9 protein-coding genes are annotated in these 21,152 nt (G+C 65.4%); 5 read left to right on the top strand and 4 right to left on the bottom strand.

Annotated elements, in window-relative coordinates; all coding sequences use genetic code 11:
- The first annotated feature begins 39 nt into the window (after nt 1-39).
- From CH290_RS00210 to CH290_RS00200, 3 genes are all read left to right on the top strand, one after another.
- Nucleotides 40-786 (top strand): hypothetical protein, encoded by a 747-nt coding sequence (locus tag CH290_RS00210; protein WP_033188629.1) that lies wholly within the window; start codon nt 40-42, stop codon nt 784-786.
- Between the two features lie 52 nt (nt 787-838).
- The gene (locus CH290_RS00205) at nt 839-1,684 is read left to right on the top strand and encodes a hypothetical protein (protein WP_033188628.1); all 846 of its coding nucleotides are present in this window, start codon (nt 839-841) and stop codon (nt 1,682-1,684) included.
- Between the two features lie 231 nt (nt 1,685-1,915).
- Nucleotides 1,916-4,495: an aminotransferase class III-fold pyridoxal phosphate-dependent enzyme gene (locus tag CH290_RS00200; RefSeq protein ID WP_033188627.1), complete on the top strand. Its 2,580-nt coding sequence runs from the start codon at nt 1,916-1,918 to the stop codon at nt 4,493-4,495.
- Nucleotides 4,496-4,595: 100 nt separating this feature from the next.
- Here CH290_RS00200 and CH290_RS00195 read toward each other — a convergent pair whose 3' ends face one another.
- Both CH290_RS00195 and CH290_RS00190 read right to left on the bottom strand, forming a co-directional pair.
- Nucleotides 4,596-5,222 carry a GNAT family N-acetyltransferase gene (locus tag CH290_RS00195; protein ID WP_033188626.1) on the bottom strand — a complete coding sequence of 209 codons (627 nt, stop codon included), beginning with the start codon at nt 5,220-5,222 and terminating at the stop codon, nt 4,596-4,598.
- Complete coding sequence (locus tag CH290_RS00190) at nt 5,212-7,314, bottom strand: MMPL family transporter (protein ID WP_033188625.1); 2,103 nt, start codon at nt 7,312-7,314, stop codon at nt 5,212-5,214. Before CH290_RS00190 ends, CH290_RS00195 begins: the two co-directional genes overlap by 11 nt.
- Before the next feature lie 356 nt (nt 7,315-7,670).
- On the opposite strand from CH290_RS00190, the gene CH290_RS00185 reads away from it, so the two are divergent.
- Entirely contained in the window at nt 7,671-8,657 is a 987-nt protein-coding gene (locus CH290_RS00185; protein ID WP_230620900.1) for a 3-oxoacyl-ACP synthase III family protein, read from the top strand.
- Between the two features lie 10 nt (nt 8,658-8,667).
- On the opposite strand, the gene CH290_RS00180 is transcribed toward CH290_RS00185, so the two are convergent.
- Both CH290_RS00180 and CH290_RS00175 read right to left on the bottom strand, forming a co-directional pair.
- Nucleotides 8,668-10,023 carry an aminotransferase class I/II-fold pyridoxal phosphate-dependent enzyme gene (locus tag CH290_RS00180; protein WP_019665539.1) on the bottom strand — a complete coding sequence of 452 codons (1,356 nt, stop codon included), beginning with the start codon at nt 10,021-10,023 and terminating at the stop codon, nt 8,668-8,670.
- Nucleotide 10,024: 1 nt separating this feature from the next.
- Complete coding sequence (locus CH290_RS00175; protein WP_033188624.1) at nt 10,025-16,525, bottom strand: type I polyketide synthase; 6,501 nt, start codon at nt 16,523-16,525, stop codon at nt 10,025-10,027.
- Nucleotides 16,526-17,582: 1,057 nt separating this feature from the next.
- Between CH290_RS00175 and rpoB the strand changes: the two genes are divergently transcribed.
- Nucleotides 17,583-21,089, top strand: a complete 3,507-nt coding sequence (gene rpoB / locus CH290_RS00170) for a DNA-directed RNA polymerase subunit beta (protein ID WP_019665536.1) — start codon at nt 17,583-17,585, stop codon at nt 21,087-21,089.
- Nucleotides 21,090-21,152 lie beyond the last annotated feature (63 nt).

The raw sequence follows: 21,152 nt of genomic DNA, 5'->3' as shown, positions 1-21,152 counted from the left end.
GTCGTCGATGCCGGTGTTACCGAAGAGTAAGGTTGAAGTGTGACGTCAAACACCGAAGCTGCACCACCGCAGCCGAAGAAGACACCGCGGCCGAAGAACAAGTCCCGGCCGGTCCTCGTAGCCCTGTCCATCGTCGCCGTGGTGGCCCTGGCGGCCTGCGTATGGTTCGGGATCGGATGGAAGAACGCGTGGGACGAGAAGGCGATCGCGGACACTCGCGATTCGGCGCTGAACGACGCACGTCAGGCCGCGATCAATCTCAGTACCGTCGACTCCGCCGACATGGACGGGTCGCTGGATCTGATGCTCACCTCGGTGACGGGCGATCAGATGACCAGCTATCTCGAGGAGACCAAGAAGGCCGTCACGGACGAGCAGCGCAATTCCGGCCGGAAGATCACTGCCGAGGTACTCGACGCGACCATCACGGAACTGAACGTCGACGACCGGACGGCTACCGCGATCGCGATCGTCGCGAACAACACGTCGGGGCCGGACGGATTCACCGAACGCACTCGCAGCGTCATGCGGATGTACCTCGAGGACGTCGACGGAACGTGGAAGGTCAACAACCTTCTGCCCGTCGGAGACCGAGTGCCGCTCAACCCCGTCGATGCACCGACCGATCCGGGCGCGCAGCAGCCCGCACCGAACGCAGGTACCCCGGACTCAGGTAGCCCGGAGGCAGGCACTCCCGCTCCCGATGCCGGAACCACAGACCCGAGCGCGACGCCTCCCTCCGGCGAGCCCGCGCCCGCTGATTCAGGCGCGTCCGAAGGTCCGTAGCCGAGGCTGCACCTTCCGCCCGCCCGCACATGTTCGAGTCAGGAGTACTTCAGTGCCCCCACAACGTCGCAAGATAGTCCCACCCGTCACCACCAGCAAGGTCCGTAAGAAGGTTGCGGGAACCAACCGCATGCCCGCCGATTCCAGCGCACCGGACTCGAGTGCTGTCGACTCGGGTGCTGTGGATTCGAGTGCGGTGGATTCGAGTGCGCCCGACACTGCGCATCCCGAAGGCCCCTCGTCTGCTGAGCCTGCAACCGCGGTCTCCATCTCGAAGCCGTCGAAGCAGAAGGCTTCCGTAGCTGATACTCCTGTAGCCGAGACGCCCGAATCATCGAAGGCGCCTGGAGCTGAGGTATCCGAGGAAGGCTCACCCCAGGCAGGCTCACCCGGGGGACAGCCGGCCGGTCGGACCAACTGGGTGCCGACGATCGTGGTCGGTGCTGTTGCTGCGTTGTTGGTTGCGTTCGCGGCGGTTGCCGCGCTGAAGCCCGGTACCGAGGTGGACAACGCCGCGTGGGTCGATCAGGGCGAGACATCCGAGGTGACGCGAGCGGCGTCGGACGCTCTGGTCGGGTTGTACAGGTACAACTTCGCGACGATCGACGCCGATATCGCGGCCGGGCTCGAGAAGATGACGCCAGCGTTCCGCGAGGAGTCGCAGAAGTTCATCGAGGAGATCAAGTCGACGGCGAACGAGACGCAGACGGCAACGGACGTCGACGTTCTCGACATCGGTGTCGTGCGTCTGCAGGACGACAAGGCCGAGCTCTTCGCCAACGTCAACGTGAGTGCGACGAGTGCCGGTGTCGCGTCGGGGAACGTCGTGTTCCCGCTCATCGCCAATATGGAGAAGATCGACGGGCAGTGGCTGTTGTCGGCGACGCAGGACAAGTGATCTGGTGTGATTTGGCCGACACGACGCTGAGTCGGCCACGCGGATAAACCGACTGTAGATGCGGTTTTTCGTTTCGAATCAGTAGTAAGGGTATTTTCACAGGCTAACTTCGGTCCTCTCGGCAGCTACCATCGCGCTTGCGTCCCACCACGGGGCGAGCTCTGGTTGCGCGAGAACGCCTCCCGGCAGCTCGTGCCACCGGAGGCGGTTTCGCGAGAACACGGAGCTCACATGACCGACCTTTCTTTTCGTCCGTCCACCACGCGTCAGGCGACCGGCCGCGACGGGTTTGCGGAGAACGTCAACCCCGAGTTGTACCGACTCCTGTCGGCGGTGGACGTGGACATCGAGTACGTGTCCGGTAAAGGGACCGAGCTGCTCGACGCGTCGGGTCGTACGCACCTCGATTTCGCCGGCGCGTACGGAGCCCTCCCGTTCGGGCACAACCCCGAGAACATCTGGCGAGCAATGGATGCCGTGCGACATTCCGGGGAAGCAGTGTTCGTCCAACCGTCGGTGTTGTATCCAGCGGGCGAACTCGCCCGCCGCCTCGTCTCCGTCGCACCCGCCGGTCTGACGCGGGTGACGTTCGTCAACAGCGGCGCCGAGGCGATGGAGGTGGTCATCAAGATCGCGCGCGCCGCGACGGGACGCCTGGGTATCCTCAGCACGACGAACAGCCTCCACGGTAAGACGCTCGGCGCACTGTCCGCCACGGGAAACATCAAGTACCAGGCTGGATTCGGTGCTCCGGTCCAGGGATTCGACTCCGTTCCGTTCGGTGACGCGGACGCGCTCGAGGCCGCACTGGTCGCTGCACCAGGGCAGTTCGCGGCGTTCGTCGTCGAGCCCATTCAAGGTGAGGGCGGCGTCGTCGTGCCTCCCGACGGTTACCTGACGCGTGTGCGCGAGATCTGCACCGAGCACGGGGTTCTACTGGCACTCGACGAGGTGCAGACCGGTTTGGGCCGTACGGGCACGATGTTCGCGTGTGAGCGAGAAGGCGTCGTACCCGATGTTCTCGCTCTGGCCAAAGCGCTGGGGGGTGGAGTGCTGCCGAGCGGGGCGGTGTTGAGCAAGCCCGAGTGGATGGGGGAAAGCTTCGCTCTGCGGCACACGTCGACGTTCGCGGGCAACGCGTTGACGGCGAGGGTCGGCATCGCGGTGCTCGACGAGCTCGCCGCGGACGGCGGTGCTGTGATCTCGCGAGTGCAGGAAGTGGGGGATCTGCTTGCTCGTGAACTGAGGAGGCTCGCTGCCGAGTATCCGACGGTGGTGTCGGATGTGCGTGGTCGTGGCTTGTTGTTGGGTGTCGAGCTCACCGACGACATCAACTTCGTGGGGAGGCAATCCATTCTGGGTTCGGTTGCGGATCAGGAGAACCTGGCGGTGATGATGTCCTCGTACCTGTCGCAGGTGGAGGGTATTCGGCTGGCGCCCACGATGTTCGGGGCGCGGGTGCTGCGGGTGGAACCGCCGCTGACGGTCACCGAGTCCGAATGCATGCGTCTGGTCGAGGCACTCGGTCGCGCGTGCGCGTTCGCGGCGGCAGGGGACCTCGCCGGTCTGATCGGTCATCTGGTCGGACGGAATCGGTCCGGTGGTTCTGTGGCACGGACCGAAGCGGGTCGCTCCGGAAGTACCGTGGGCGCACGGCTCCCGCACACCCCGGTGCAGTCCGGTGACAGCCGGTTCGGGTTCGTCGCTCATCCGCTGGATCTGAGCATCTTCGAGGCCTTCGATCCGTCGCTCGCCGAGTTCTCGCACCCCGAACGTGCGGAGCTCCTGGAGAGGTTCTCCTCGGCGACATCGGAACTGAAGCCTGCGTCGTACATCATCGGTAGCGGGAGGATCGTGACCGAGCACGACGGCGCAGCCCACGGCAACTTGATCGGGCTTCCCTTCACGTCGAAGGGCCTGCTGACGCTGCCGCCACACGCTGCGGTAGCAGCAGTCGGTGCTGCGGCGAATCTCGCGTTCGAGCGAGGTGCCACCGTCGTCGGGCTGGGCGGATACTCGTCGGTGGTCACGGCGAACGGGCTGGCGCTCGGCTCGATGGCGGGCGTTCTCACCACCGGAAATTCGTTCACGGCGGCAGCCAGTATCCGTGCGGTGCACCGAGTGTGCGCGGAACGCGGAATCGATCTCGGGGTGGTTCGGGTGACCGTTCTGGGGGCGGCCGGTGCCATCGGTAGGACCATCGCGCGTGCCTTGGCGCCCGATGTCGGCGCGATCGCCCTGGTCGGGCGGCCCGGTGAGCAGGGGCGCGTCGCGCCGAAACTGTGGGACGCAGCGGGGGAGATAGTCGACGCCGCTCGAGGTGGTGCAGGTGCGCTCGCCGCGGCGGCGGACGGGCGGAGTGTGGACGACCTCGTGGCCGGCGGGAACATCGAGTTCTTCGACGATCCGGCCGCCGGGGTTGCTCGCGCGCAGGTGGTCATCGCTGCGACGTCGGCGCCGCACTCGTTGATCGACGCCGCCGATCTGGGACCCGACGCCATCGTCTGCGATGTGGCGCAGCCCCCGAACATCCCGCACGACGTCGGCCTCACTCGGCCCGATGTGACGGTCTTCGACGGTGGCATCGTCTCGATGCCCGCGGGGTCGGATTTCGGTCTGACGTTCGGCCTCGCGCCGGGGCTGACCTACGCGTGCATGGCGGAGACGATGCTGCTGTCGTTGTCCGGCGAATTCGAACTGCGAAGTATCGGAACAGCGTTGAACGGCGCGAACGTTCGACGTCTGGGCGTGCTGGCGGATCGGTACGGGTTCGAACTCGCGGAGTCCACGCGGTGGCGCGAAGGGCAGTGACCGGGCACTGGCACCGGACGCGGTACTGACGTCCCGGCAGGAGCCTGCGGAACCCGGTGACGGAGTTCCGCAGGCCCTGGCGGCGTCACGGCGGACGCGGCTACGGCCGTGCGCTCGGACGGCGATTCATGCGGTGGACTTCAGGCCCGCCCGGACCGATGGTGTTCGTTCCGACTTCCTCGAACCCCATCGCGGTCCAGAAGGGGATGTTGCCCTGTTTGCAGATCCCGAATGTCGTTCGGCCCTCGCGGTCGACCCGCTCGAAGAAGGATCGCGACAGTGCCGCGCCCACCCCGGATCGGTGGAGCGTCGGCTCGACCCCGAGATACACCCACAGCACCGCCTCGTCGTCGGGCGCCCCGGCGTCGAGCATCTTGTCCATGTGCATTCCTGCTCGGACACCACTGCGCATGGCCCACAACAATTGTGGACCGGCAATCAGGATTCGCCACCACTCGGGCGACGCGTCGTGCGGATGCCACAAGCTGACGCCGACTATCTTCCCGCCGAGCACTGCAAGCTCTGCACCCCCCGAGGGTAGGTAGCGGTGCCTGATCAGCGTCGACATCATCCGTCGCTGCATCTTCGGCCGCCGAGCGTCCTTCGGGAAGAAGTAACTGCTCACAGGGTCGTCGGATTGGAAGGCGCGTGCCATCAGGTCGGACATCTCGCGAATGTCGGGGCTCTGTGCGGCTCTGATCTCGACCGTGCTGAATTCAACGGGCATGTTCGATGTCCCTTTCCAGTGGTGTGTCCGGGGGAGTGTCGCGCGGACGAGGTTTCGGGTGCAGCCACCAGTTCGCCTCACCCATCAACGCAACGAGGGCGGGGACCAGGAGCATGCGAACGACCGTCGCATCGATGATCAGCCCGACGATGACGCCTATTCCGAGCAGTCGCATCATCGACAGTTCCGACAGCGAGAACGCCGCGGTGACGGTGATGAGCAGCAGGGCGGCGGCCGTGACCACTCGGCCGGTGCGTGCAGTGCCGATACGGACCGCGTCACGGGTGGACTCGCCTCGATCGTGTGCTTCGACCATGCGGGAGAGCAGAAATATCTCGTAGTCTGTCGAGAGCCCGAAGACGACTGCGAGAACGAGAATGCTCATCGTTGCCTGCAGGGGTCCTGGTGTGACGCCGAGAAGTTCTGCGCCGTGACCGTCGTGGAAGATCCAGGTCAGGACACCGAACGTCGCGGCAAGGCTGACCATCGCCATGGCGATCGCTTTGACGGACAGTACGATCGAGCGGAACGCGGCGGTGGTGACGACGAAGGTCGACGCGATCATGATCGCGAACATCCAGGGGATCGTGTCCTCGATGGCGGCGATACCGTCCTGACTCAGCGCGGTGGGGCCGCCGAGGAATATTCGGGTACCGTCCGGCACGGGAAGGTCGCGCAGTGACTCCACCGCGGCGAGTGCACCCTCCGTTCGGTCGGGGGAGGACAGGATGGCTCGCACGACTGCGTAGTCTCCGGTCGAACCCCCTGGGGCCGCGGCCGCGAATCCGTCGAGCGCGCCGATGTCGTTCGTGATCCGTTGGACCGCACGAGGGTCGGGCGCGCCGCCGTCGGTGGACCGGACCATCACGGTGACCCCGGAGTTGGCGAGCGGGAATTCCGTGAACAGAGCGTCGGTCGCGATCCGCGCCGGTGAATCCGACGGAAGCCCCCGGTGGTCGAGATCGCCCAGGGCGACACCGAAGACCGGCGCGCTGAGCAGGGCGAGCAACGCGAGGATGGTGCCGGCGACGATCACCGGCCGCTTCATGACCGAGGTCGCCACCGCGCCCCAGAACCGTTCGGCGCGTTCGTCTCCGCGTTCGACGGCACCCGTCCGCCAACTCAACGAGTCGATCCGAGGACCGAGAAGCGCAAGCGCGGCAGGAAGTGCGGTGAGCGAGACGAACGCAGCGGCGGCCACGGCTGCCATGCCTCCGAAACCGAGCGACCTGATCATCGCCTGCGGAAATATCAGCATCCCGACGAATCCACACACCAGCAGCAAACCGGAGAAGGCGACGGTCCGACCGGCGGTGGACATGGTCGCTCGGACCGCGTCCGGGGTGGTCGACCCGCGCCGCAGCTCTTCCCGGAAGCGAGTGAGTACGAACAGGCTGTAGTCCACCGCCATACCCAGACTCACGAGGGTGGCGATGTTGGTGGCGAACACGCTCACCTCGGTGAAGGACGTCAGAATGCGCATCGCGGCCAGCGATGCGAGGATGCCCAGACCGCCGATGCACAGCGGAACAGCCGCCGCCGTCACCCCGCCGAAGATGATCAACAACAGCACCATCAGCACCGGGAAAGTGATGAGCTCGGCACGGATGAGGTCGGCGCGAGCCTCGGCGTTGTAGGCGTCGATGATGGTCGAGAAGCCGCCGAACTGAATCTCCACGCCGTCGATCGCGCGTTCATCCTTGATGCTCAGGTACGTCTTGACGCGGTGATCCTCGCTGCCGTTCAGCGTCAGCACGGCGATTGCCGAGTTTCGGTCGAACGACCTCAGGCCCTGCTGGAAGGCCGGCGCGATGTTCCAGTACGTCGTGGGAGGGCGTGTCAGCAGAGCCGGGTCGATGGCGGCGAGGTCGGCCGCGACGTCGTCGCCGATCTCGTCGATCGACCGCCCGTCTCGTGGGGTGTACAGAACGACGACGTCGGGAATCGTTCGTCCGAACTGCGCGTCCACGATGCCGTCGACGCGGGCCGCCTCGCTCGACGGATCCGAGTATCCACCGAGGCTGAGGTCCTCGATGACGCCGATACCCCAGACGCCGGCGGCGACGATCACGACGACACACGTGGCAACCACTGCTCTGGCGTGACCGATAACGAACTCCAGCAAAGGTTTACGAGCCGAAGGGGCGCTTCGCGGGCTCTCACGGTTCGATGAATCCTGGGTCAACGGCCGTCCTGTTCGATGCGAGAACGCGAAGCGAATGGATGAAAGACGTGTTCGATCACAGCAGAGGATCTTCTTCGATGTTGCCGTGACCCTACACCGATAGTTCTGCTCCGTCGAGACTGTCGGATCGACGCACGCGAGGTTAGGATACCGCTCGACTCTTCGGCGCATGGGAGCCGCTGAAGTCGTTCCCCCGCTTGTATTTTCGGCGCCATCTCTGGTCAAGAATTCAACTTCTGTCGAGCGAACGGACACTCGTGAACATGCACCCAGTCGTCAGCGTCACCGTCGGTCATTTCGCCGACGCAGTGCCGCCGCGCATCGTCGACAATGCCGAACTGTGCGCCACGCTCGACACCGACGCGGGGTGGATCGAAGAGCGCACCGGAATCCTGTCCAGGCGATTCCTCGACTCCTCGCTCGCCGCATCCGATCTCGCCCTCGATGCTGCCCGAAAGGCGCTGCGCTCCAGCGGATCGGCGGCCGCAGACATCGACGCAATCGTGCTGGCGACCGCCAACCCGGATCAACCGTTCCCCTCCACGGCCCTGACCGTCGCGCAGGCACTGGGAGCAACTCGGGCCGTGCCGATCGACCTCACCGCAGCCGCGTGCTCCGGTGGACTGCTGGCCATCGAAGTCGCGTCGTCGATGATCGGACTCCGCTACCGCACCATCCTCGTGCTCGCCGTGGAGGTGTTCTCCCGGCAGACCGACCCGAACGACCGAACCACCCGAATATTCTTCGGCGACGCCGCCGGAGCTGCCGTGGTGACCGCGGCCCCGGCGTCGGAACGCGGTATCAGGTCGGTGGTTCTGTCGTCCGAACTCGACATGTCCGTCGGGATACGCGCGGGTGGTTCGCGCCGTCCGGCCGACGCCGGTGCAATGATGCGCGGTGAGCAGTACATCTACATGGACGGGCCCCGGGTCTGGAAACTGGCCACGACACTGCTACCCGAGGTGGTGCGGCAGGCAGTGTCCGACGCGGGAATGCCGTTGTCCGACATCGACAATTTTTGCTTTCATCAAGCGAATCGGAACATCGTGCACGACGTCATGGACACCCTCGGGGTCGACCGATCACGCGCGCCGATCACACTTGATCGGCTCGGAAACACCGGTGCCGCCAGTATTTTCACCGTGCTGGCGTATCTCGAGCGGGAGGGACGGACGCTACCCGGCCACACGACCGTCATCGCGACGATCGGGGCCGGGTTCATCTGGGGTGCGATGGTCGTCGTCCACTGAGCTGCTTCGGTCACATCCTGTCGAGTACGGACGCCACCGTTGTCAACGCGGTGTCGATCTGCTGCTCGGTGTGCTCGCTGGAGACGAACAGACGCAGCCTCTCCTCTCCCAGCGGCACCGATGGGTACGTGATCGAGTTGACGTTGACTCCTGCCTCGAGAAGCGACACTCCGGCCAGAACTGCCTTCTGAGTGTCTCCGACGATGATCGGCAGAATCGGCGTTCCCTCGGCGAGCCCGGTGCGAAGACCCAGGCGCTGTGCGTGATCGAAGGCATACCGTGCGCGCGCATGCAGGCGAGCAATGCGTTCGGGTTCGGCATCGATGACGTCGAGGGCCGCGGACGCCGCGGCAATCGAGGCCGGGGCTGGTGCCGTGGCGAACATGCTCAGCCCGGGGGCCGAGTACTTGAATGCGCGGATCAGTTCTCGGCTGCCGGCGAGGAACCCGCCGACGCTGCCGAGCGCCTTGGACATCGTCCCCATCCACACGTCGACGGCGTCGCCCGGCAAACCGTACAGGTCCCGGATGCCGTGACCGTGCTCCCCGAGCACACCGAATGCGTGTGCCTCGTCGATCATGACCCCGCAGTCGTATTTGCGCGCGACGTCGACGAGTTGCGGAAGAAGCGCGACGTCACCGTCCATGCTGTAGTGACTTTCGAGAATCACCAGGGCACGCTCGAAGCTGTTCCTCGACATCTTCAGGATCGCTTCGAGCGCCGCTGGATCGTTGTGGCGGAACGTTATCCGTCGGGTTCCTGCCCACTCGGTGCCGGAGACGATGCTGCTGTGCACGAGGGCATCGCACACGGCCAGGTCGCCCTTCCCGAGCAAATACCCCACCGCTGCCGCGTTCGTCAGGTATCCGCTGGTGGTGATCACCGCGTCGTCGACGTCGTAGATGTTCGCGATCCTCGACTCGAAGTCCGCGTACAGCGGGATCTGGCCGGACACGATCCGGCTGGCGGACACCGACGTGCCGTACTCGTCGATCGCGGCCTTCGCCGCCTCCGCCACTCGGTCGTCGTTTCCGAGGCCCAGGTAATTGAACGCTCCGAAGTTGATCATGTCGCGACCCTGCTGCCGAATGGTCGCGCCGCTCTTGCCGTGGTGTTCCAGGTACAGCGGATTGGTGACACCCAACGACTCGAACATCGAGTCCACTCCGTCGAACTGCGCAACCGTGGACACGATGTCCGGATGGTCGAGCAATCCGCGTCCACGAACCTTCGGTGCCGGCGTGGCAGGACGTGGCGCCGTCGGTCGCTGCGGGGGAGCCGGGCTGGAGGCGTCGTCGACCTGGACCGTCGAATACCCACTGCGAGAGAGAAGTTGACGTGCAATCTCCCGTGCTTCTTCGGTCATGTCAGACGGCTCCGGACGTGTCGGTCGTGGCCAGTACGGGTTCGGCATCGGCAGGCGCGGGGATCACGTCGGTGACCACCGTGTCCGTTCCGCGTGCGTGGTCCGGGACGCCTACTTGGACGACGGTGGGGTCCGCCTCGGCAGGGGCTGTTGCAACCGGGTGTGCAACAGTCCGGTCCTCGCCGTGGGCTCGTGCGGTCAGTCCTGCGGCGAGCTTTCCTCCGATGGCGGCGAGGCCGAGCCCACGACCGAACTCCAGTACCGACAGTTCCAGCCCGACGGTCTTGCCCACGCGGGCCGCGAACTCGACGGCCATCAGCGAATCGAGCCCGAGCTCGGGCAACGGTGTCTGCACGTCGACTGCCTCGGCGTCGATGCCCATCACCAACGCCAGTTGCTCGGCCAGGATGAACGTCAGCACGTCGGCGCGTTGGTCCTCGGGTAGCGCGAGAATTTCGGCGTGCAGCGCGGTGATGCCCGACCCGCCGGTGCTCGCTGCGGCGATGTGCGCCGCGAAACGCGGAATGGTCACCGACGCCGGATTGGCGATTCCCCACTGCTCCCAGTCGATTCCGACGAGAGCGACGTGCGGAACGTCGAACGTCAGAGCCTCGCGTAGCAGGAGCGTCGCGTCGTCCATGTCGATGTTCTTGAAGCCCAGCATGTCCAGATACCGCACCACTTCCTGTTTGGCCTCGGCCATGCCACCGCCCGCCATCGATCCCCAGCTGACGGTGAACGCCGCCTTTCCGCGCCGGCGCCGAGTCCACGCCAACGCGTCGAGCACCGAGTTGGCGGCCGAGTACGACACCTGCGGCGCACCACCGGTGAGGCTGCTCATCGACGAGAACATGACGAACACCGACGGGTCGGCGCCTGCCTCGTCCAGTGCGCGGTCGAGGTTCACGGCGCCGGTCACCTTGGGCAGGAAGATGCTGCGCAGGGAGTCGTCGGTGATGTCGTTGACGGCGTAGTTGTCGACGAGGCCTGCCGTGTGGAAGACACCCGCGATCGCGACACCGCGTGCGTGTACTCGTTCGATCAGTCCGAGAACCGAGGCGTAGTCGGAGATGTCGAGCAGTTCTTCCCCGACCGTCACGCCCTGCGCGGCGAACTCGGCGAGCGTCTGCTTGGCGCGGTCGGTGGTGGCACCGCTGCGGCCGACGAGCACCAGATCACGTGCGCCCTCGGCGACGAGCCATCTGGCCACGGCGGTTCCGAAGGCTCCGAAGCCGCCGGTGATCACGTACGACGCCGCCGGATCGATGTCGACGGTGGGGATCTGCGGCCGTACGACGGGCGCATCGTCGTCCAGCGACAACACCACACGTCCGGTGTGCGAGGACCGGACGACCGACTCGAAGGCGTCGCCGACTCGGTCCATCGGGAACGTCGTGTACGGCAACGGTGCGTAGTCACCGGCCGACATCTTGTCCAGAACCTCGCGGGTCACCTGCCGGGCCAGGTCGGGTTTGTGCTCGAACATCCGGTCCATGTCGACGGCGTAGAAGGTCAGGTTCCGGTCGAACGGTTTCAGATCCATGACGCCACCGAAGTAGATGTCGGCCTTGCCGATCTCCACGATCCGGGCGAATTCACCTGCCACGTTCAGGTTCTGCGCCATGATCTCGCCGGGGGAGGAGTTGAAGACCACGTCGACACCCCGGCCGTCGGTGAGGGCCATGACCTCGTCCGAATAGTTCAGGGATCTCGACGCCAACACGTCGTCGGCGCCGGCATCCCGTGCGACCGCGCGGCGCTCCTCGGTGCCCGCCGTGGCGATCACGCGGGCTCCCATCAGTTTCGCGACCTGGACGGCGGCGAGCCCCATTCCGCCCGACGCGCCGTGGACGAGCACCGTCTCACCGGGCAGAACGCGTGCAAGGTGCACCAATCCGTATTGTGCGCACAGGAACGGCAGTATCGACGAGCACCAGCCGGTTTCCCAGTCCGACGGAATGGGCATCGTCCCGCCTTCGTCGATGCCGACGGTGACGTACCGACGCATCATGTTTCGAGCGCACACACCCATGTGGTCGCCCGGGGACACCTCGGTGACTCCAGGCCCGACCCGGGTGACGATGCCTGCGCCTTCGAGCCCGAGCGTGGTCCCGAAGTACGTTCCGGCCAGTTCCTTGTCGGTGAGGACGCCCATGACCTTCAGCGGATCCTTGTAGTTCACCCCGACCGCTTCCATCCTGACCTCGATCTCACCTGGACCGGGATCGCGACGAGCATGGGCACGGAAAGTGAGGTCGGACAGCAGTTTCGACGCAGGCACCTCGATTGCGAACGATTGCTCCGGATCGCGCACGACCGTCGGCTGATCGCGAACTGCGAGATGCTCGTCGGCGTTGCTCTTCAGAGTCACCACCCATCGTGACCCTTGCCGGAGAGCAACCTCGTCGACGACGTCGTTCTGGAACGGACCGAACGCGAACGTCTCGGTCGTGATGTCCGACAACGGTGTCGACGGCTCGGTGTCGACGAAACGCCATGCTGCCGGCGATTGTTCGTTGCGCAGCGACCTGCGTGCCCCGACGAGTCCCGCGTGCGCGAGATCGGCACCCTCGGTGTCGCCCGGCATGCAGAACGCTCGCTCGGTGACGATGACGGCCGACACCGATCCGGGATCCGTCGCAGGACCGGTCTCGTCGCCGTAGATGGCGACGTGCACGGCGCGAGCCGCGACGAGTGCCGAGCCGACGGCGGACGCCGGATCGGTGAACGCCCCCGCGACCGCGACGACGGTGGCCCGGTCCACGCCCGGTGTGGCCAACCCTGCGCGGAGAGCGGCCACGATGTCATCCACCGGCGTCACAGCGGCGTCGAGAACGATCGACGACGGTCGGGATGCGGCGATCGCGTCGGCCCGCGTGCGGGTTGTCTCGGTGGCGTCACCGAGGGTGAGGACGAGGGCGAAATCGCGCGCCGCCTCGGCGCGGATCGCCGCCGAGTCCCGGTTGTCACGCAACTCCCACACCGGCTCGTAGAACACCTTCGACAGGCGAGCATGCAGCGACTGCGGGGGAGCGATGGGCCGGAACTCGATGTTGCCGAGGGTGACGGCCGCGCGTCCCTCGGAGTCGGTCACGGCGATGTCGGCACACATGGGCTCCGCGCTGGTCCTCGTGACGACGACGGTCGCGTCGTCCGGAACCGGCCCGTATCGCCTGACCGTTCCCACCGAGAAGGGGACGACGGCCCCCGACGGCCCGGCGGACAGGGTCGCGACGCACTGCAGCGCGGTGTCCAGGACGGCAGGATGCACGAGGTGGCCCGAGCCTGCGTGGCGCCCGGCGTCGATGGAGGCGACGACGGTGTCCTTGCCGATGCGCGCGGACCTTATGCCCTGGAATGCCGGCCCGTACCGCAGCCCCGCCGACGCAAGCAGCGGATACAGCACGTCGCCGGTGATCTCGGTAGCGGTCTCCTCGATCTCCGACGCCACGAACGGAGCGTCGAAGTGTCCTTCGACGAGCCGCCCGGTTGCGTTGATCGTCCACGCCGAGTCCGTCGCCGACCTGGACCGAATGACGAAGCGCCTCGTGCTGTTCTCGACGGCCACTTCGAGCACGGGCACGTCGTGCTTGTCGACGACGAGTGGCGCGACGAACTCGACGTGTTCGAGGCCGACTTCCTGACGCCCGGACCGGACTGCGGCGGCGCTCATCGCCGCGTCGAGGTAGGCGGTACCCGGGAGAAGCACGAGTCCGTCGACGACGTGGTCCTGTAGCCACGGCAGTTGCGACACGGCGAGTTCCGCGTGCCATTCCGACGACAGTGCCGAGGTCCGGTCACCGAGCATCGGATACAGAGTGTCGGTTCCCATCCGGTCCGCGACGGTCTTCTCGTCCTCGTGCCAGACGCGCGACTTCTGCCACGGGTAGGCGGGAAGCGGCACGTGCGGCGACGGTTCGGTCCTGCCGCCGACGAACGAGCCGGCCGCGTACAGCGCGGACACCGCCGTGATCATCGACTCGGCGTCGCTCTGCTTGCGAACGAGCGTGCCGATGGACGTGCCGGGATCACCGGTGCGGATCAGGATCTCGCGGATGTTGCCGGACAGGACTGGATGCGGACCGACCTCGAGGAACACCCGGTGGCCCCGACCGATCAACGCAGTTACTGTGTCGGCGAACCGCACCGGCTTGCGCACGTTGTCCACCCAGTACCCGGCGTCCCAGCTCGCGTCGGTGACCTCGCCGGCAGTGACGGTGGAGAACAGCGTCAGGTCGGGTTGCCGCGGGTCGATCGACGCCAGGCTGCCGGCGACGTCGTCGAGAATCGGATCCATCAGATGACTGTGGTACGGCACCTCGACCTGCAGACGTTTGGCGAAGAACCCTCCCTCGGTGAGGCTTTCGGCCAACTCGGTCAGGTGCTCGGCGTCACCGGCCAACGTCACCGCGGTAGGACTGTTGATCGCTGCGATCGACACGTGCTCCACCATGTCCTTGCCTGCTTCGGCGAGGTAGGCCAACGCGTCGGCCTCGGACAGGCCGACCGCCAACATCGACCCCGTCCCTGCGGTCGTCGCCTGCAGCCTGGCGCGATGGCAGCTGACCAGCAACGCGTCGTGCAGGCTGAGGGCACCGCTGACGTATGCCGCACTCACCTCGCCCACGCTGTGCCCGACGACCGTCTCCGGTTCGATACCCGACGCTCTCAGCTCCGCGACCAGAGACACCTGGACGAGGAAGTTGGCGGGCTGCGCTACCTCGGTGTTGGCCACCCGTGAGTGTTCCTCGTCGCGGCTCAGCTCCTCGATGATCGACCACCCCGCGATCTCGATGAACGCGTCGTCGACGATGCTCGCCGTGCGGGCGAACTCTCCGCCTGCCAGCAGTAGTTCACGAGCCATGCCCCACCACTGCGGACCCATACCGCTGAACACGAAGACCGGCGCGCGTCCGCCGGCATCCACGACGTGGGACGTCTGCCCGGTCCCGGACGCGACGTCCCGAAGCTTCGTCGTCAGATCCTGCGCGTCGGTGTAGTGCACCGAGGTGCGGACGGGATGGTGGGCACGCCTGGTCCAGGCAGCCGCGGTGAACGCCTCGAGCGCGTCGTCGGAGCCGTCGCGTCGGTCCAGAGCGTCGGCGAGGGAGGCCGCGACGGCACGGACTGCGGCATCGGTGCGCGCCGAGAGCGGAAAGATCCGGACCGGGCGAGACGCGGTCCGGGTCGATGGGGCGGCCGACGGGGCGGCGGGAGCGGCGTCCATCAGCACGTGAGCATTGGTCCCGCCGTAGCCGAAACCGTTGATCGCGACGATGCGGCGGTCGTACTCCTCGGGAAACGGCTCGGCCTCGGTGGGGATACGAATTGCCAGTTCGTCGAACGGAATTGCCGGATTCAGTGTGTCCAGCCACGCTTGAGGAACGATGGTGCCGTGGTGCAGGGACAGTGCACTCTTGATGAGACCGGCGATGCCCGCTGCGGCCTCCGTGTGCCCGATCGACGCCTTGACGGACCCGACGACCAGTGGCGTCGTCCGACCGGGAACCGACCCGTACGCACCACCGAGTGCTTCGATCTCGAGCGGATCACCGACGGACGTGCCGGTTCCGTGCGCCTCGACGTATCCGACCTGTGCTGGGTCGATGCCTGCTTCGGCGCAGACCCGCTCGGCCAGTGCCCGCTGGGACACGGGATTGGGGACGGGAATGGCGATGGTGCGACCGTCCTGGTTGACGCCCGATCCCCGAATGACCGAGTAGATTCGGTCGCCGTCGGCGATCGCGTCGGCGAGCGGGCGGAGCAGCACCATGCCCGCGCCCTCGCCGCGGCCGTAACCGTCCGCGGCGGCGTCGAACGATTTGGAACGGCCGTCGAACGCGAGGAATCTGCCCTTGCACATCGAAATGAACGTTTCCGGCCTGATCATCGTGTTGGCGCCGCCGACGAGAGCCATCGTGCATTCACCACGGTCGAGCGCGCGCACGGCCTCGTGCACCGCGACCAGCGACGACGAACACGCGGTGTCGATCGTCATCGACGGTCCCACCAGATCCAGCGCGTAGGAAATACGGTTGGACAACAGCGTGTGCGACGAACTGGTCGCGCTGTGTGCATTGATGAAGGCCCTGCCCATCTGCGAACCCCGCAGTCCCGCAGAGTCGTTGGTGAAACCGCCGACGTACACACCGATCGATTCACCCGACACCCGTCCGGCATGGCCGGCGTCGTCGAGAGCCTCCCACGCGACCTCGAGCAGCAACCGTTGCTGCGGATCGGTGACCGCAGCCTCACGCGGAGAGATGCCGAAGAACTCCGGATCGAAATCCCACAGCGACTGCGTCAGAAAACCGCCCTTGCGCGTGTACATGCGGCCTGGAGCATCCGGATCGGGGTCGTAGAACCTGTCCGCATTCCACCTGTCCGCAGGAATGTCCACGATGCCGTCGCCCTTGGAGACCATGAAGTCCCAGAAACTCTGCCCATCGTGAACTCCGCCCGGGAACCTGCAACCGATACCGACAATCGCAATCTCGACCATGATTCTCCCCCGATACAGTGTCGACCAGACCATGGACGGCTCCCGAGAGCGCACGGACAACACCCGCACCCCCGAACAGACGCCCCCCGAAACGCCGTCGAGCACGGAGAACGCCGTCGATGTGCGGTCCGATCTCCGTGCTGGGTGAAATATAAGCAGACTCCACCGACAACCGCCATAGGGAAATCAATTGCGAGCGCGCGGTCTTCGCTGTCTCAATGACCGATGACAAGGTCCAGTTTTCAACAGTGTGTCCCGAACCCCGGTCGGGAGTGTTCTACGGTCGCGAACGACGAAAACTTGTGATGGTGAGCATTTTTCGATAACTAGGCGCGGAACCATCTGTCGTTCAGTGGATTTCCAGCTTTCCCCTCCGCGTGCCCCGGCGCCCTGGTTTTCCGGACCGAACGTGGCGTTCGGTCACTTGGAGTGACTGAACGGCACGTTCGGTCACTCCGAGGGTGCACATGTGCCGCGTGATCGAGCGGGGAGTGTCGGTCGGATGGTGTGCATGTGTCGGCGGCAGGCGGCCGGGTCGGCATTTCCGACGAGTCCGACTCGTGCCCCCGGGGGAGCGAACGTGGCGTTCGGTCACTTGGAGTGACCGAACGTCACGTTCGGTCAGACGTCGGCGGGCGGGGCGGGCGAGGGTGTGAACGGACCGATCGGGATGGTTGTGAAACGGGCAGTGGGTACGAAAGTCGACGGTTGTTCCTCTTGACGCCGGGGCGTGCAGGGGTCACTCTTGTCCTGACGAAGGCACCCCGAAGCGATCGTGGAAGACGGTTGCTCGACCGCGACACGCCGTGTTCGAAGGCGACGCCGGTTCTTGGCTCGGGTGCTACTTTTGATGCCCCTGTTGCGCCCTGCGCACATTTGGGGTACCTTTGGACGTTGCGCTGGCTGCCTCCTGTCCACCTCTCGATTGCCGTGTCTGCGAAGTGTTACTTCGAAGAGATTGCAGTGGGGATTCGGTCTGGTTGTGACCAGCGAATTCGCCCCACATTGAAGCAAGCAGATACAGCGGCGGTCGCACTGCACGAGCGGCCCGCGTGAGGTGCTGGAAGGACGCATCTTGGCAGTCTCTAGCCAGACCAAGGCAGTTGTCGGAACACCGGGAGCCCCGAGGAGGGTTTCGTTCGCGAACATTCGCGAACCGTTGGAGGTACCCGGTCTCCTCGATGTACAGACGGACTCTTTCGAATGGCTGGTAGGCGCGCAGAGTTGGCGTGACCGTGCCGCCGCGCGCGGGGACAGCAATGTCTCCGGTGGTCTCGAAGACATCCTCACCGAACTTTCTCCGATCGAGGATTTCTCGGGTTCGATGTCTCTTTCCTTCTCCGACCCACGGTTCGACGAGGTCAAGGCCTCGCAGGACGAGTGCAAAGACAAGGACATGACGTACGCGGCTCCGCTGTTCGTCACTGCCGAGTTCATCAACAACAACACCGGCGAGATCAAGAGCCAGACGGTGTTCATGGGTGATTTCCCCATGATGACCGACAAGGGCACCTTCATCATCAACGGAACCGAGCGCGTCGTCGTCTCGCAGCTCGTCCGTTCGCCCGGCGTCTACTTCGATCACTCGATCGACAAGACGACGGAGAAGGACCTGCACAGCGTCAAGGTCATTCCTGGCCGCGGTGCATGGCTCGAGTTCGACGTCGACAAGCGCGACACGGTCGGTGTTCGTATCGACCGCAAGCGTCGCCAGCCCGTCACGGTGCTGCTGAAGGCTCTCGGCTGGTCCACCGAGCAGATCACGGAGCGCTTCGGCTTCTCCGAGATCCTCATGGCGACGCTCGAGAAGGACAACACCGCCGGTACCGACGAGGCTCTCCTCGACATCTACCGCAAGTTGCGTCCGGGCGAGCCGCCCACGAAGGAGTCGGCGCAGACTCTGCTGGAGAACTTGTTCTTCAAGGACAAGCGCTACGACCTCGCTCGCGTGGGCCGCTACAAGATCAACAAGAAGCTGGGCCTGAACTCGGGCCAGCCGATCGTTGCGTCGACCCTCACCGAGGAAGACATCGTCGCCACCATCGAGTACCTGGTGCGTCTGCACGCAGGTGACACCTCGATGACGGCGCCGGACGGCGTCGAGGTTCCCGTCGAGGTCGACGACATCGACCACTTCGGCAACCGTCGTCTCCGTACCGTCGGCGAGCTGATCCAGAACCAGATCCGCGTGGGCCTGTCCCGCATGGAGCGCGTCGTTCGTGAACGTATGACCACTCAGGACGTCGAGGCGATCACGCCGCAGACCCTGATCAACATTCGTCCCGTCGTCGCCGCGATCAAGGAGTTCTTCGGAACCTCCCAGCTGTCGCAGTTCATGGACCAGAACAACCCGCTGTCGGGTCTGACGCACAAGCGTCGTCTGTCGGCCCTCGGCCCCGGTGGTCTCTCGCGAGAGCGCGCAGGCCTCGAGGTTCGTGACGTTCACCCGTCGCACTACGGCCGTATGTGCCCCATCGAGACCCCTGAAGGCCCGAACATCGGCCTGATCGGTTCGCTGTCGGTGTACGCACGGGTCAACCCGTTCGGTTTCATCGAGACGCCGTACCGCAAGGTCGTCGACGGACAGGTCACCGACGAGGTCGACTACCTGACCGCGGACGAAGAGGATCGCCACACGCTCGCGCAGGCCAACTCGCCTGTCGATGCAGGCGGCCACTTCACCGAGGACAAGATTCTGGTCCGTCGTAAGGGTGGAGAGGTCGAGTTCGTCTCGTCCTCGGACATCGACTACATGGACGTGTCGCCTCGTCAGATGGTGTCGGTCGCGACCGCGATGATTCCGTTCCTCGAGCACGACGACGCCAACCGTGCCCTGATGGGCGCGAACATGCAGCGTCAGGCTGTTCCGCTGGTGCGGAGCGAGTCGCCGATCGTCGGAACGGGCATGGAACTGCGTGCTGCCGTCGACGCCGGTGACGTCGTCATCACCGAGAAGACCGGTGTCGTCGAAGAGGTCTCCGCGGACTACGTCACGGTCATGGCCGACGACGGAAGCCGCAAGACCTACCGCATGCGTAAGTTCGCGCGCTCCAACCAGGGCACGTGCGCCAACCAGCGTCCGATCGTGGACGAGGGTCAGCGCGTCGAGTCCGGTCAGGTCCTCGCCGACGGCCCGTGCACCGAGAACGGTGAGATGGCGCTCGGCAAGAACCTGCTGCTCGCGATCATGCCGTGGGAAGGCCACAACTACGAGGACGCGATCATCCTGTCGCAGCGCCTCGTGGAAGAGGACGTCCTCACCTCGATCCACATCGAGGAGCACGAGATCGATGCCCGCGACACCAAGCTCGGTGCCGAGGAGATCACTCGCGACATCCCCAACGTCTCCGACGAGGTCCTCGCCGACCTCGACGAGCGCGGCATCATCCGTATCGGTGCCGAGGTTCGTGACGGTGACGTCCTCGTCGGAAAGGTCACGCCGAAGGGCGAGACCGAGCTGACCCCGGAAGAGCGCCTGCTGCGCGCGATCTTCGGTGAGAAGGCGCGCGAGGTTCGCGACACGTCGCTCAAGGTTCCTCACGGCGAGAGCGGAAAGGTCATCGGCATTCGCGTGTTCTCACGCGAGGACGACGACGATCTGCCTCCCGGCGTCAACGAGCTCGTTCGCGTGTACGTCGCGCAGAAGCGCAAGATCCAGGACGGCGACAAGCTCGCCGGCCGCCACGGAAACAAGGGCGTCATCGGCAAGATCCTCCCGCAGGAGGACATGCCGTTCCTGCCCGACGGCACCCCGATCGACATCATCCTGAACACCCACGGTGTTCCGCGTCGTATGAACATCGGTCAGGTTCTCGAGACGCACCTGGGATGGATCGGGAAGACCGGATGGAACGTCCAGGTCGCCACCGACGGCACGAAGCCCGATTGGGCCGAGCGTCTGCCGGAGGAGATGCTGGCTGCTCCTGCCGACAGCAACATCGCCACCCCGGTGTTCGACGGCGCCAAGGAGCATCAGCTCGCTGGTCTGCTCGAGAGCACCATCCCCAACCGTGACGGCGTACAGATGGTCGGACCGGACGGAAAGGCCACGTTGTTCGACGGTCGTTCCGGCGAGCCGTTCCCGTACCCGGTGTCGGTGGGCTACATGTACATCATCAAGCTGCACCACTTGGTCGACGACAAGATCCACGCTCGTTCGACCGGGCCGTACTCGATGATCACGCAGCAGCCCCTCGGTGGTAAGGCTCAGTTCGGTGGTCAGCGCTTCGGTGAGATGGAGTGCTGGGCAATGCAGGCGTACGGCGCTGCCTACACGCTGCAGGAGCTCCTCACCATCAAGTCGGACGACGTCGTCGGCCGCGTGAAGGTGTACGAGGCCATCGTCAAGGGCGAGAACATCCCGGAGCCCGGTATTCCCGAGTCCTTCAAGGTGCTCCTCAAGGAGCTCCAGTCGCTGTGCCTCAACGTGGAGGTGCTGTCCTCGGACGGCGCAGCCATCACGATGGCCGACGGTGACGACGAGGACCTCGAGCGTGCCGCAGCCAACCTGGGAATCAACCTCTCCCGCAACGAAGCTGCCACCGTCGACGACCTCGCGCAGTAGATTTCTCGGTCCCGTGGGCCTCACCGCACTGCCGACACGCAGCAGGTGGGCCCACGGGGCGAT

Source organism: Rhodococcus sp. 06-156-4 (assembly GCF_002259345.1).
Classification (GTDB): domain Bacteria; phylum Actinomycetota; class Actinomycetes; order Mycobacteriales; family Mycobacteriaceae; genus Rhodococcoides; species Rhodococcoides fascians_E.
The sequence above is the reverse complement of the archived record's forward strand: the minus strand, read 5'-3'. Positions and strand labels throughout refer to the sequence as shown.